The 13,125-nt window shown below is 41.1% G+C and carries 13 protein-coding genes; 6 read left to right on the top strand and 7 right to left on the bottom strand.

What is annotated here, in order from left to right; genetic code table 11:
* Nucleotides 1-9: 9 nt before the first annotated feature.
* On the top strand, nucleotides 10-1,395 hold the full coding sequence (ntrC, locus tag MTN96_RS28900) for a nitrogen regulation protein NR(I) (protein WP_036980930.1): 1,386 nt from the start codon (nucleotides 10-12) through the stop codon (nucleotides 1,393-1,395).
* A 31-nt stretch (nucleotides 1,396-1,426) separates the two neighbouring features.
* Nucleotides 1,427-1,885 carry a Crp/Fnr family transcriptional regulator gene (locus MTN96_RS28895; RefSeq protein ID WP_036980927.1) on the top strand — a complete coding sequence of 153 codons (459 nt, stop codon included), beginning with the start codon at nucleotides 1,427-1,429 and terminating at the stop codon, nucleotides 1,883-1,885.
* 1 nt (nucleotide 1,886) lies between these two features.
* Here the strand turns inward: MTN96_RS28895 and MTN96_RS28890 are convergent, their stop codons facing one another.
* Both MTN96_RS28890 and MTN96_RS28885 read right to left on the bottom strand, forming a co-directional pair.
* On the bottom strand, nucleotides 1,887-2,525 hold the full coding sequence (locus MTN96_RS28890) for a hypothetical protein (RefSeq protein WP_248533642.1): 639 nt from the start codon (nucleotides 2,523-2,525) through the stop codon (nucleotides 1,887-1,889).
* Between the two features lie 81 nt (nucleotides 2,526-2,606).
* A complete protein-coding gene (locus tag MTN96_RS28885; protein ID WP_036980922.1) occupies nucleotides 2,607-2,885 on the bottom strand; it encodes a hypothetical protein in 279 nt (92 codons plus the stop codon).
* A gap of 242 nt (nucleotides 2,886-3,127) precedes the next feature.
* Here MTN96_RS28885 and MTN96_RS28880 point away from each other — a divergent pair, with 242 nt between their 5' ends.
* The 4 genes from MTN96_RS28880 to MTN96_RS28865 all read left to right on the top strand — a co-directional run bounded on the left by MTN96_RS28880 (nucleotide 3,128) and on the right by MTN96_RS28865 (nucleotide 7,373).
* Complete coding sequence (locus MTN96_RS28880) at nucleotides 3,128-3,511, top strand: RNA-binding S4 domain-containing protein (RefSeq protein WP_036983354.1); 384 nt, start codon at nucleotides 3,128-3,130, stop codon at nucleotides 3,509-3,511.
* A gap of 96 nt (nucleotides 3,512-3,607) precedes the next feature.
* A complete protein-coding gene (locus tag MTN96_RS28875; RefSeq protein ID WP_248533639.1) occupies nucleotides 3,608-4,036 on the top strand; it encodes a hypothetical protein in 429 nt (142 codons plus the stop codon).
* A 197-nt stretch (nucleotides 4,037-4,233) separates the two neighbouring features.
* Nucleotides 4,234-6,978, top strand: coding sequence for an aconitate hydratase AcnA (acnA, locus tag MTN96_RS28870; protein WP_036980916.1), 2,745 nt, complete (start codon nucleotides 4,234-4,236; stop codon nucleotides 6,976-6,978).
* 158 nt (nucleotides 6,979-7,136) lie between these two features.
* Complete coding sequence (locus tag MTN96_RS28865) at nucleotides 7,137-7,373, top strand: hypothetical protein (protein WP_024601183.1); 237 nt, start codon at nucleotides 7,137-7,139, stop codon at nucleotides 7,371-7,373.
* A 10-nt stretch (nucleotides 7,374-7,383) separates the two neighbouring features.
* Here the strand turns inward: MTN96_RS28865 and MTN96_RS28860 are convergent, their stop codons facing one another.
* From MTN96_RS28860 to rpsQ, 5 genes are all read right to left on the bottom strand, one after another.
* Nucleotides 7,384-7,914: a DUF4124 domain-containing protein gene (locus MTN96_RS28860; RefSeq protein WP_036980914.1), complete on the bottom strand. Its 531-nt coding sequence runs from the start codon at nucleotides 7,912-7,914 to the stop codon at nucleotides 7,384-7,386.
* A gap of 136 nt (nucleotides 7,915-8,050) precedes the next feature.
* Complete coding sequence (locus MTN96_RS28855) at nucleotides 8,051-8,791, bottom strand: phosphoadenylyl-sulfate reductase (RefSeq protein ID WP_036980912.1); 741 nt, start codon at nucleotides 8,789-8,791, stop codon at nucleotides 8,051-8,053.
* Nucleotides 8,792-8,833: 42 nt separating this feature from the next.
* The gene (cysI, locus tag MTN96_RS28850) at nucleotides 8,834-10,531 is read right to left on the bottom strand and encodes an assimilatory sulfite reductase (NADPH) hemoprotein subunit (RefSeq protein WP_028835920.1); all 1,698 of its coding nucleotides are present in this window, start codon (nucleotides 10,529-10,531) and stop codon (nucleotides 8,834-8,836) included.
* A gap of 62 nt (nucleotides 10,532-10,593) precedes the next feature.
* Complete coding sequence (locus MTN96_RS28845; RefSeq protein WP_036980909.1) at nucleotides 10,594-12,408, bottom strand: assimilatory sulfite reductase (NADPH) flavoprotein subunit; 1,815 nt, start codon at nucleotides 12,406-12,408, stop codon at nucleotides 10,594-10,596.
* A gap of 418 nt (nucleotides 12,409-12,826) precedes the next feature.
* The gene (gene rpsQ / locus MTN96_RS28840) at nucleotides 12,827-13,084 is read right to left on the bottom strand and encodes a 30S ribosomal protein S17 (protein WP_008108356.1); all 258 of its coding nucleotides are present in this window, start codon (nucleotides 13,082-13,084) and stop codon (nucleotides 12,827-12,829) included.
* Nucleotides 13,085-13,125: the final 41 nt, after the last annotated feature.

Genomic DNA, 13,125 nt, shown 5'->3' with positions numbered 1-13,125 from the left:
GGAGTTTGCATGAAAACAGCTTGGCTTGTAGATGATGATGCCTCAATTCGCTTTGTACTAGAAAAAGCACTGACTCGCGCAGGGTTTGAAGTAGAAAGCTTTGCAGATGCGCAAAACGTTCTTAATGCACTAAAATTTAGTCAACCCAGTGTGTTAATTTCAGATGTAAGAATGCCGGGGATGGACGGGATGGCGTTACTTGAGCTAATAGCTGAGCAAACCCCTAGCCTACCCGTTATTATTATGACCGCACACTCTGATTTAGACTCAGCGGTTAATGCTTTTCAAAAAGGTGCGTTTGAGTACTTAGCTAAACCGTTTGATTTAAATGAAGCCGTTGCGCTAGTGGAAAGCGCCTATCGTGCTAATTCGACCAAAAAAACCAAACGAAAAAGCGCGCCACCCAAAAGCGCTCATATTATTGGCGAAGCCCCTGCTATGCAGGAAGTGTTTCGTGCTATAGGCAAACTCTCAGCATCGAGTATGAGCGTACTGATCAATGGTGAATCAGGTACCGGTAAAGAGTTGGTTGCCAGCGCCTTGCACAATCACAGCCCGCGTAAAGAAAACCAATTTATTGCTCTTAATATGGCCGCTATTCCTAAAGAGTTAGTTGAGTCTGAATTATTTGGCCATGAAAAAGGCGCTTTTACGGGGGCCGATAGCGTGCGTAAAGGGCGCTTTGAACAAGCCAATGGCGGTACCTTATTTTTGGATGAAATAGGTGATATGCCGCTTGATGTACAAACCCGCTTATTGCGCGTATTAGCCGATGGCGAGTTTTACCGCGTTGGCGGCCATCAAAGTATAAAAGTGGATGTGCGCATTATTGCCGCCACTCACCAAAATTTAGAAGAGCTGGTAAAACAAGGTAAGTTTAGAGATGACTTATTTCATCGTTTAAACGTGGTTCGTTTACGCTTGCCAGCTCTTCGCGAGCGCCCCGAAGACATAGAACGCTTAGCGCTACACTTTTTACATAAAAGCGCAAAAGACCTGCAAGTAGATAGTAAAGTACTTAGCCCTAAAGCGATTAAACAACTGTGTTTATTTAATTGGCCAGGAAATGTTCGCCAGCTTGAAAATACCTGTCGATGGTTAACTGTAATGGCTCCTGGGGAGCTGATTGGTGAGCAAGATTTACCCCCTGAAATTATTGATAATGCCGCCGCAACCCAAGAAGGCGATTGGCTAGATTCATTTCAGCAATGGCTTAATCAAGAATTTAAACAAGGTAAAGAAAATATTTGGCCGGATATTCAAGCCCAGCTAGAAACCCGCTTAATAAAAACAGCACTCGCTAATTGTTCAGGCCATAAGCAAGAAGCCGCGGTAAAAATTGGTTGGGGTCGCAATACGTTGACCCGTAAATTAAAAGAGCGCAATATTAGCTGATATTTTATAAGGCTAGCGCCCTAGGTTATTGATGAAGTTAATTGAAAACATCCCTTTGTTTAAGCAAATGGAAATTATAAATCGCTTAGAATTCTTTAAAGAGTTCACGCTTAATGAACGTCAAATTCTTTTAGAGTCGTTTGGATTATTATACTTAGTAAGTAAAAATCAGTTTTTATTTAAAGAGTTTGATAATGACAAGCGACTGTTTATTGTCCTCAGTGGCTCCTTGATGGTGTTTAAGCATAATCACCTTCTAGAGCTAGGCACCATAGAACCTGGTGAATTTATAGGTGAAGGCGCGTTTATTAATAACCGAGAGCGCAGCATTAATGCACGCGCCAAAGAAAATGCTATCGTACTGGCTATTACAGCCGATGCCCTTACCCGCCTACCTAATGTTATACGCGAAAAAATTAAAGACCGTATTATTGAAGGAATGAGCCTGCGCATAGCTAAACTAAGCGAGCATATAGAAACCCACGGTTAAATCAGTCCATATAAACAATTTGTAGTGAACAATCAAGCCAACCGGGGGTGTTAACGCTTGCGATAAATGTGTAGGTATCTGACGGCTTGGCGCCAAAGGGGGTATTTACAAGCGGCTGCGAATGACTGTATGTTTGCGAATAGTCTTTATAATAAACAACAACATAACCATATAAATATTCCCAACTTAGCCTCACGATTGCGCCACTTGGTAATGTAAACTCAACAGCTTCATTTGCAAATTTGATTGCTAAACCATTGTATTTATCTTCGCTGCAATGAGTTGTTCTCAGCTGATTAGGCATAACAAAATTTCTATTGGCATCAGCATTTTTTAAATAAAAGCCTATATTGCCATCACCATAAAAATGATTTGAACGACTTGTATAATTAACTTGTGGCGCGTACCCTAACTCTTGCATTATAGCTGCAAGTTGCTCCGTCTCTTTGGGGTAAATTTTATCGCTTGAGAGTAGTAATGTGGCCTCACCAAAATCTGATGGGATTGCTAGTTCTACATATTCATAGGGAAGAGTTTGTGCATTTAGTGCAGCATCTAGCTGGTTGCGCTGTTCACCTTGCAAGTTTTCAATAAAAACATAAACAGTAGGTCGCTGGCACGCAGCTAATAAAAACACCAATATACATATTAAAATTCCATTTTCATTATCACCCCCAAATGATTACAAGTGTAGTCTATAAGGGGGACTTAAAATGGCAATTTAATTTATTTGGTTATTTAACCATGCATCAACACTCTGGCGATTATAAAGTACTTCATTAAATAAACGATGTCGTTCAAATACCAGCTCGCTTTGTTTGGTTTTAAGCCCGCTGACTAACTGACTGTGGGTGTCATTAAACTTGGAGATAACTGAAAAACCACGTTTAGTGTCTTCTTGTACCTGCTGAGCCAAATGCTTTCTAACATCATCAGCAGTTAACATATCTGAATTATCTAAGCCCATTAGCTCTTTTTTCATCGCTAATCTTATGCCCATGTTTTACTCCACTGTTTATATTCAATTTCTTTTTACGACAGATATTGGCAATAAGCGCGCCAATGTGTAATTTTTTCACGCGAAGTGTAGTCTTGAATTACTTCAGTTTTTTTAAAGACAAATGAAAGAGGTAAAAAGTTTCATAAAAAATGCACAATCATCGCATCTAACAAACGCACTTTGGTGCAAAATAACCAGCTAGCCTTTATACTACAGCTAATGCCCCCCCACAGAGAAACATGATGAACGAAGAGTATATAGAAATTGAGTTAGAAGAAGAGCCTATAGAGCTTTGTAAATTATTAAAAGTATTAGATCTAGTTGAAGGTGGCGGCCAAGCAAAAAATCTAATTAGCGGTGGCTATGTGGGTGTTAACCATGAAATTTGTACAATTAAACGGAAAAAATTATACAGTGGCGATGTTCTTACATTTGATGGCGAGTTGTTCCAACTGACGCTAAGTGAAGATGCTACTCCAGCAGAACGTCCTGTTATTGATGAATCAATTGTTACAGAAAAAGCCGCGCCCGTAGCAACAACAGAACCATCTAAAAATAAGCGCAAACGTACTAAAAAACCTAAAGTGGATGAAAAAACGGGTCGTCGTCCTATTTCGTTTGGCTAACATTCGCTTACGTCATATGTGTTATTAAAAGCCAGTTTGCATCACTGGCTTTTTTATTCTTTAATAGAATATCAATAATAAAAAATCGATGTTTACATGTCAGAAAACACTGCAAACCGCTGGATAACACCCGCACTCATCACCGCCCTGTTATGGAATATATTAGGTGTTTTTGCATTTAGCATGCAGCTATTATTAACACCCGAAATGGTAAGTAAACTCCCACAAGAACAACAACTTGCTTATAACAGCCAACCTCTATGGGCTACTTTAGCGTTTGCTATTGCAGTATTTGGCGGCGCATTAGGGTGTGTACTTCTATTATTCAAAAAGTCACTGGCCACATTAACATTAATAATCTCTTTGGCAGCGGTTTTAGCTCAGCAATATTATAATTTTTTGATTATTAATAGCATCAGCTTGTTTGGCGTTAGCGCTATTTTTATGCCTATTGCAGTGACCTTAATTGCGATTGCATTGGTGTATTTAAGTTTCCACTTAAAACAACAGGACTACTTTAAATAACACTTTTTAAGTTTAGTTTTGTGGCCAATTATTACTCAGAGCATCCCTTGAATTTTAACTTTTGGCCTTCATCTCTATTTATATAACAGTCAAGAAAATTACACTGCATGGTATTTTTATCATGGTACACAGTTTGCAAACTACTACAGAGGTCACTTTTTCAAGAATATCAATCTAATTTATTGAAGGGACAAATAATGAAAAATAGTTTCGACACCCAACAACAGCTTACTATCAATGGCGAGCAATATCATATTAACTCGCTCATGGGACTTGGCGATAAAGCCAAACGCCTGCCTTTTTCGTTAAAAATATTACTAGAAAATTTATTGCGTAATGAAGATGGTGTGAATATTAAAGAGCAAGATATTCAGGCACTACTAGATTGGGATCCAAAGGCTAAGCCCTCGGCCGAAGTAGCCTTCACCCCTGCCCGCGTAGTAATGCAAGATTTTACCGGTGTCCCTGCTATTGTTGACTTAGCCGCCATGCGTGATGCGATGGAAAAACTTGGTGGCGATCCTGCAAAAATAAATCCGCTTTCTCCGGCTGAACTGGTGATCGATCACTCAGTACAAGTGGATGGTTACGGTAAAGATGGCTCATTCGACTTAAATTCAAAACTAGAATATGAACGTAATAAAGAGCGCTACGAGTTTTTACGTTGGGGTCAAACCGCATTTGATAATTTAAAAGTAGTGCCACCAGCCACAGGTATTGTCCATCAAGTAAATTTAGAATACTTAGCACGTGTAGTGTTCAATGATACAAAAAACGGTAAATCGTTAGCCTATCCAGATACACTGGTTGGTACTGATTCTCACACAACCATGATCAACGGCCTAGGCGTACTCGGTTGGGGGGTAGGCGGTATTGAAGCAGAAGCCGCCATGCTTGGCCAACCTATTAGCCTACTTATTCCTCAGGTCGTTGGCGTTAAATTAAATGGCCGCTTACCTGAGGGCACTACAGCAACCGATTTAGTACTTACTGTTACTGAAATGCTGCGTAACCACGGTGTGGTAGGTAAGTTTGTTGAGTTCTATGGTGACGGGCTTGCCGACTTACCACTGGCCGACAGAGCGACTATTGCCAACATGGCACCGGAATATGGCGCAACCTGTGGTATTTTCCCTATTGATGATGAAACGATTAATTACTTACGCTTAACTAATCGCGATGAAAAGCAGCTTAAACTGATTGAAGATTACGCAAAACATCAAGGTTTATGGCGTAATGATGGCGATGAAGCACATTATACCGATAAGCTAGAACTAACTTTAGATGATGTAGTACCAAGTCTTGCTGGCCCGAAACGTCCACAAGACAGAATCACACTGGATAAAGCCGGTGATGTTATTGGCCAACACTTAAAAGACTTCCAAGACGAACGTATGGCACGTCGAGATAAAAGCGATGAAGAGCAAGCGCGTATTGAAAGTGAAGGCCCTACTACCAATCCTGACGAACCCACTGATGAAGCGCAGTTTATGGGCGCAGCAAAAGTTAACTTTAATGGCCAAGAGTTTGAATTAAACGATGGCGCCTGCGTTATTGCTGCAATCACAAGCTGTACTAATACCTCTAATCCAAGCGTAATTTTAGCGGCAGGATTAGTGGCTCAAAAAGCACGTCAATTAGGTATTAATGTAAAACCTTGGGTTAAAACGTCTTTAGCACCAGGTTCGCAGGTGGTTACCGATTACCTTGAAAAAGCAGGGTTAATGGATGATCTTGATGCGCTTGGTTTTAACTTAGTTGGTTATGGCTGTACCACCTGTATTGGTAACTCCGGTCCATTAGCGGATGAAATTTCAGAAGCTATTCAAAAGCATAAACTAATTGTAAGCTCTATTTTGTCGGGTAACCGTAACTTTGAAGGGCGTATTCACCAAGACGTTAAAATGAACTTTTTAGCCTCGCCACCTCTTGTGGTTGCGTATGCTATCGCAGGACGTACAGACATAGATGTATACAACGAGCCGCTGGCGCAAGACGAAAATGGTAACGATATTTACCTTAAAAATATTTGGCCAAGCGTGAGCGAAGTCAACGAACTAGTACAAAAAACGGTAACCAAAGAAATGTTCGAAAAAAGCTATGCCAACGTTTACGAAGGCGATAGCCGCTGGCAAAAAATTCAAATCCCTGATGGTAAGCTTTACGATTGGGATGCTGCCTCGACTTATATCAAAAAAGCGCCATTCTTTGATGGTATGAGTGTTGAACCACCGGGGATCCCAAAAATAGAAGGTGCGCGCTGTTTAGCTAAACTAGGCGATTCAGTGACTACCGATCATATTTCACCAGCAGGTGCGATAAAAGCGGAGGCACCCGCAGGACTTTATCTGCAAGAAAATGGGGTAGAGAAAGCACAGTTTAATTCTTATGGTTCTCGCCGTGGTAATCACGAAGTAATGATGCGTGGTACGTTTGCTAATGTGCGCCTTAAAAACTTACTCGCCCCTGGTACTGAGGGCGGTGTCACTCGCACTCAACCTGACGCTAAGCTAGAGAGTATTTATGATGCGGCAATGGCATACCAAGAGAGTGGAACACCGTTAGTGGTTCTAGCAGGTAAAGAATATGGTACCGGCTCCTCACGAGATTGGGCTGCAAAAGGCTCATTACTACTCGGTATTAAAGCTGTGATAGCACAAAGCTATGAGCGTATTCACCGCTCAAACCTGATTGGTATGGGTGTATTACCTTTACAATTTAAAGAGGGTGAAAGCCATGAGTCATTGGGCTTAACGGGGCAAGAACAATTTGATATTCAAGGTTTATACGACAAAACCGACGAAGTCAGTGTCATTGCCACTAACAGTGAAGGTAAACAAGTTAGTTTTAGTGCCGATGTGCGTATTGATACCCCTAAAGAGTGGGATTACTACAAACATGGCGGGATTTTGCAGTACGTATTACGCAATATGCTCGACTAACTAGCCATTAAACAATGGTAGCTTAAAAGCCTAGCTCAGCAATGAGCTGGGCTTTTTACATTCGCTATAGAAGTAAATATTGATACACCCTTGCGCTAAATCAATGTTGCTCTATCAAGATACCATACACTAAGAAGACACGCTGCGCAGAGGTCGCCATGTCTTCAATAGTAATGATAAGACTACTTAAAACATCTATTTTGCTTGGATTATGCCTGATTGTGACAGGCCATGTATTAATTGTATCGAGCTACTTTACCAGCCAGTACGGTATTAAAGGCATTATTACTGCAGCAGCGTGCATTGCAATTGGTGTGTTTTTATCACTGCCAACTAAAATTTATTTAACCATATTATTAATGGAAGCAGAAAAGCGCTACTTGAAATCGCAGTAACTCCCAAGGGCTAAAAGCCGCTGAAACTTTCGACTTCTTTACTGCGTTGCTCAATTCTCTTTTTGGCTTTTTCAGCATCTTCAAACAACTTATTAATTGACTCACTGTTGTATATTTCAGGCGCTCGCTGAGGAAAAGGTTTTGCCGCAGATTTAGCACTGCCACTTAATATAGCTGTATCTTCGGCTACCACAACATTAATATCTGCAGGGTCAAGGTGCACTTCAATACTCTTGCCATTTTTATTTGGCACATCGGAGAAATGCCACTGCCCTTGCTCATCTTGCCACTTATAAATTTTACTTTGAGAGTCAGATGCTAACGGTGACGATGTGATTTTATCTCCTACTTTTTTAAGCTCAAGTGTGAGCTGCTCAAATGTATCAGATGAAAGCGCTACCACTTTATCTTTAATAGAAAAAGATTCATTTTTAATCAATGAGCTGGTGAGCCAAGGTTGCCCATTTGGCTTTTTAAGATAAAACAAAGAGATAAGAGCAATGACCATTACTGATATTGCTAAGTAGGTAAAGTATTTCATAGCGTTCCTGCTGTAAATTTAATCCTTTATTATCATTAATATAATAAAAAAACGGTAATCAGGCAATTATTTTATGGAAAATAAAAACGCAGCTTTAGCTGCGTTTTTAAATTTATAGCTTTGAATAACAAGGTAATTAAATTCCATCACCATCGATATGCAAGCCACACTCACGGCTCAGCCCAAAAAAGCGGGTTTCTTCTTCGCTCATTCCTGGCTCTAATTTACGCGTAGTGTGTACATCACCCATAGACACATAACCTTGCTCCCATAATGGGTGGTATGGCAGATCATGTTTAGTAAGGTATTGGTACACATCACGATTATTCCACTCAATAATAGGGTACACTTTTACTGTACCTCGGCTGATTTCTAAAACTTGCTTTTCAGCACGGCTCGACGATTGATCTCGACGCAAGCCACTAAACCAGGTGCTCGCGTTAAGCTCTTTTAAAGCACGCGTCATTGGCTCAACTTTATTGAGCTGGTTGTATTGCTTAATACCTTCTTCACCTAGCTCCCATAGTTTTCCAAATTTAGCCTCTTGCCATGCAGGGCTCAACTGCGCTTTATACACTTTTAAGTTAAGTGATAAACGCTCGCTCATCTGATCGATAAACTGATAGGTCTCTGGAAATAGATAACCCGTGTCTGTTAGTACAACAGGTATATCGGGGCGCTGTGATGTCATTAAATGCAACATTACCGCTGCTTGAATACCAAAACTCGATGATAAAAACGCGGTGTCAGGCAAGTGCTCTAGCGCCCATGCAACGCGCTGCTCAGCATTCATGTTAGCCAGCAAACCATTCGCATCAGCTAACATAGCCTGTTGGCTTTGCTTATCTAGCTGTAATATGTTTTTAAATTCACTCATGGTCAATTTTAAACCTCACCAGCGCGGTGCGCTGCTTTTAAATTATGCGTAAAAATCGGTAACAGATACTTTTACTTCTGCAACAATACCCTTGCGAATAACAAAATCACCAAAGCATTCGCCTTCATTGCGCTCACTAACCCATTGCCCAATAAGCTTATCAAATGCCTCTAGGTAAACTTCTTCGCCCACATTTTCAAGATAAAGCTTAGGGATACGCGTCCCCTCCGTATTCCCGCCAAGGTAAACGTTGTACTTACCTGGGCCTTTACCTACTAATCCAGCTTCAGCTAACATGGCACGACCACAGCCGTTAGGGCAACCAACCACACGCATAATAATGCTGTCATTTGGTACTCCATGCTTGGCCAATAAGCCTTCTATTTTTTCAATTAAACTCGGTAAGTAACGCTCGGCTTCAGCCATCGCTAAAGGGCAAGTGGGCAGTGACACACACGCCATTGAGTTTTTACGTTGCTCAGTGTCTTTGTCATCAATCAAACCGTGTTCACGCGCTATTTTTTCAATGATTGCTTTTTGATCCGCAGGCACACCGGCAATAATTAAGTTTTGATTGGCGGTCATGCGAAAATCACCTTGATGAATTTCTGCAATCTTACGACACCCTGTTTTTAGTGGCTTATTGGGGTAATCTAAAATACGACCACTTTGAATAAAGAGCGTTAAGTGATGTTTACCGTCAATGCCTTCAACCCAACCAATGCGATCCCCTCGATGAGTAAACTCATAAGGGCGGCTTGGTGCAAAACTCACGCCTGCACGTTTTTCAACTTCTGCTTTAAATACATCAGACCCAACACGGTCAAGTGTGTATTTAGTTTTTGCGTTTTTACGGTTAGAACGATTACCCCAATCACGTTGCACAGACACTACGTGCTCCGCAATTTTTAAGGTATCTTCAAGGGCAATAAAACCAAAATCATCGGCTTTACGTGGATACGTTGCAGTATCACCGTGGGTCATGGCAAGCCCCCCCCCTACTAGCACGTTAAAACCAACTAATTTACCGTTATCAGCAATTGCCACAAAGTTTAAGTCGTTTGCATGAACATCCACTTCATTATTTGGTGGAATTGTTACTGTGGTTTTAAACTTACGCGGTAAATAAGTTGAGCCTAAAATTGGCTCTTCTGTGGTTTCACTTTTTTCGCCATTGAGCCAAATCTCTGCATACGCTTTGGTTTTAGGTAATAAGTGCTCAGAAATCTTTGCCGCCCACTCATACGCCTCTTGGTGTAACTCAGACTCAACAGGGTTAGTGGTACAAAGTACATTGCGGTTCACGTCACCGGCGGTTGCAATAGAATCAATACCCACGCTATTAAGTAATTGGTGCATACCTTTAATTTCAGGTTTTAATACACCATGAAACTGAAATGTTTGGCGCGTAGTTAAACGAATACTGCCATAGCTGGTTTTCTCCCCAGCAAACTTATCAATTGCTAACCATTGCTCGGGCTTAATAATGCCGCCAGGCATACGCGCACGCAGCATGACATTATGTAGTGGTTCTAGCTTTTGTTTAGCACGCTCGGGACGAATATCGCGGTCATCTTGCTGGTACATGCCATGAAAACGAATTAACTGGAAATTATCGGCAGTAAAACCACCGGTAATTTCATCTTTTAAGTCTTGCGCTATAGTGCCGCGTAAAAAGTTACTTTCTCTTTTTAAACGTTCGTTATCAGAAAGCTTTACGGTTTTATCTTGTTCGCTCATTTTAAATCCTAAATTTGTTACAGTGACGGCTGTTAGCTTTTAATAAAATAAACAACGTGTACTTAGTACACGTCTTTCTGATAGCGATTTGCGCTACGCAAATCTTTTAAATATTGGTCGGCCTCTTCATTACTTTTGCCGGTATTTTCGCTAATGATATCAATTAAGGCATTGTGTACATCTTTAGCCATGCGGTTTGCATCGCCACACACATAAAAATGAGCACCCGCTTCTAACCAGTCAAACACTTCTTTTGAGTTTTTACGTAACTTATCTTGCACGTAAACTTTTTCTGCTTGATCACGGCTAAACGCCACATCGACTTTACTTAACAAGCCTGATTTTAAGTAACCTTGAATTTCTACTTGGTATAAAAAGTCTTGGGTGAAGTGTGGGTTACCAAAAAACAGCCAGTTTTTACCCGTAGCCTCTCGCGCATCACGCTCTTGTAAAAAGGCACGGAACGGTGCAATACCTGTACCTGGCCCTACCATGATGATCGGTGTGTCATCATTTACTGGTAAGCGGAAGTTGTCATTATGTTCACTAAATACTTTTACTTTACAGCCTTCTTGCGCTCGGCGTGCTAAATAGCCTGAACAGCCACCTAAATGCTCTGTGCCAAACGCTTCAAACTCAACCAGTGCAATAGTTAAATGCACTTCGTCCTCAACCTCGCTTTGGCTAGAAGCAATTGAATATAAACGCGCTTGTAATTTACGTAGGCAATCAACCAGTGTTTGTGCCTCTAATTTAGCTGGGTTTTGTGCAACCACATCAAAAATTTGGCGTGGCTCAATGTATTCACGCATTGCGGCTTTATCTTCCACAAGCTTAAGAAGTTCAGGCGTGCCTGTAGCCGTGGCATATTTTTCTACAAAACCAGGGTACGATTGTGTCAGCTCTAGTTTTTCAATTAAGGCATCACGCACGCTAAGTTCTTCATCGCCAAGTTTGACGCGGCTAGTTGGATCAATTTGCGTTTGCGCTAGTAGCTCATCTACACGGGCTTCATCATTTAAAAAGTAAATGCCTAACGAGTCACCCGGCGTATAGGTAATGTCAGACCCTTCAAGTGAAATTTCAATATGGCGTACATCTTTGGTTGAATCACGACCGGTAATTTTTTGCACTAAGCTTAGCTCTGCCGCAAACGGGTTTTGCTTAGTGTATTGGCTAGCCGCTGTTGTGGGCGTACCAAATGGCATTGATACAACTTGGCCGCCTGTGGCATCTTGCTGAGCTTTTAAATCTGGCTCAAACGCATTTAATGCGCCCTCGATCCAAGTGGCGGCTTCGTCATCGTAATCAACGTCTAGGTCGGCACGTTGATAAATAACCTCTGCATCGAGGTTAGTTAAACGCTCTTCAAAGTCTTTAGCGGTTTGACAGAAAAATTCATAGCTAGAATCACCTAAACCTAATACCGCGACTTTAACACCATCAAGCTTTGGCGCTTTTTTGGTAATTAAAAATTCATACAGTGTTTCGGCGTCTTCTGGTGGCTCACCTTCACCATAAGTTGATACAACAACGGTTAAAAACTTTTCTTTTTTCAATGCGGTCGGTTTGTAATCTGACATGCTAACCAGCTTTGCAGCTAGCCCACGAGATTCAGCTTGCTCTTTAAGCTTAGTCGCCACCGCTTTAGCGTTACCTGTTTGTGAACCATACAAAATAGTAAGTACGGCTGCCTCAGAGCTTGCCGGTGTACCTGCAATTGGCGCACCTAGCGCTGCTGAATTAGCATTAGCAGCCAAATAGCCGCTAACCCACGCTTGCTGAATTGGATTAAGCTCAGCCACTAAACCTTGTAGCTTTTGAACTTGCTCTTGCGAAAGCGGACTTGCTAACGCATTGAGTTGACCTAACAACATGAATTTTTCCTCATAACCCTGAACGTTAAACACAATGCTTGTTCACATTGTTTAAAATGAGTGCCACCTCATTCAGAAGGTTCTGTTGAGGTTAATTGAGTATGCAGGATAGCCGTCTAAGCATAGATAAAAAAAGAATAGAATCTGCTTTGATATTCCATTTAGTTATTAACCTAGTTAAAAAACCAGTGAAATTAACCTAAAGGGTTTTTATTGCCTTTTATGAAATTCTAATTTAACAATACGCCCATTTTATAATATTATTTTTGCACTTAGCTTCGTAACACTCAGCCCAAACTACGGCGCTATAATTTACTTCTGCCAGCTAAAGGCTGAAAGTTTACCGCTAAAAACTGCTCTAAACGTAAAAAGCCCCAGCTAATGCCGGGGCTTTTCATAAAACAGACTTAATTAAAAATTAAGCTTGTTTTGGACGTTCAACAACATCTACCAAAGTCCAAGATTTGTTCTTAGAGATTGGAGCGCATTCACGGATAGTGACAGTGTCACCCGCTTTTGCAGTGTTATTTTCGTCATGTACGTGTAACTTAGTCGTACGTTTGATGAATTTCCCATAAATTGGGTGCTTCACGTAACGTGCGATAGCAACAGTGAAAGATTTTTCCATCTTGTCGCTGATTACACGGCCTTGAAGAGTACGAATTTTATCGCTCATTATTGACCTGCCTTCTGGTTAATAATTGTTTTTACACGCGC

Source organism: Pseudoalteromonas sp. 2CM28B (assembly GCF_023161935.1).
This window is presented reverse-complemented; position numbering and strand designations above follow the sequence as displayed.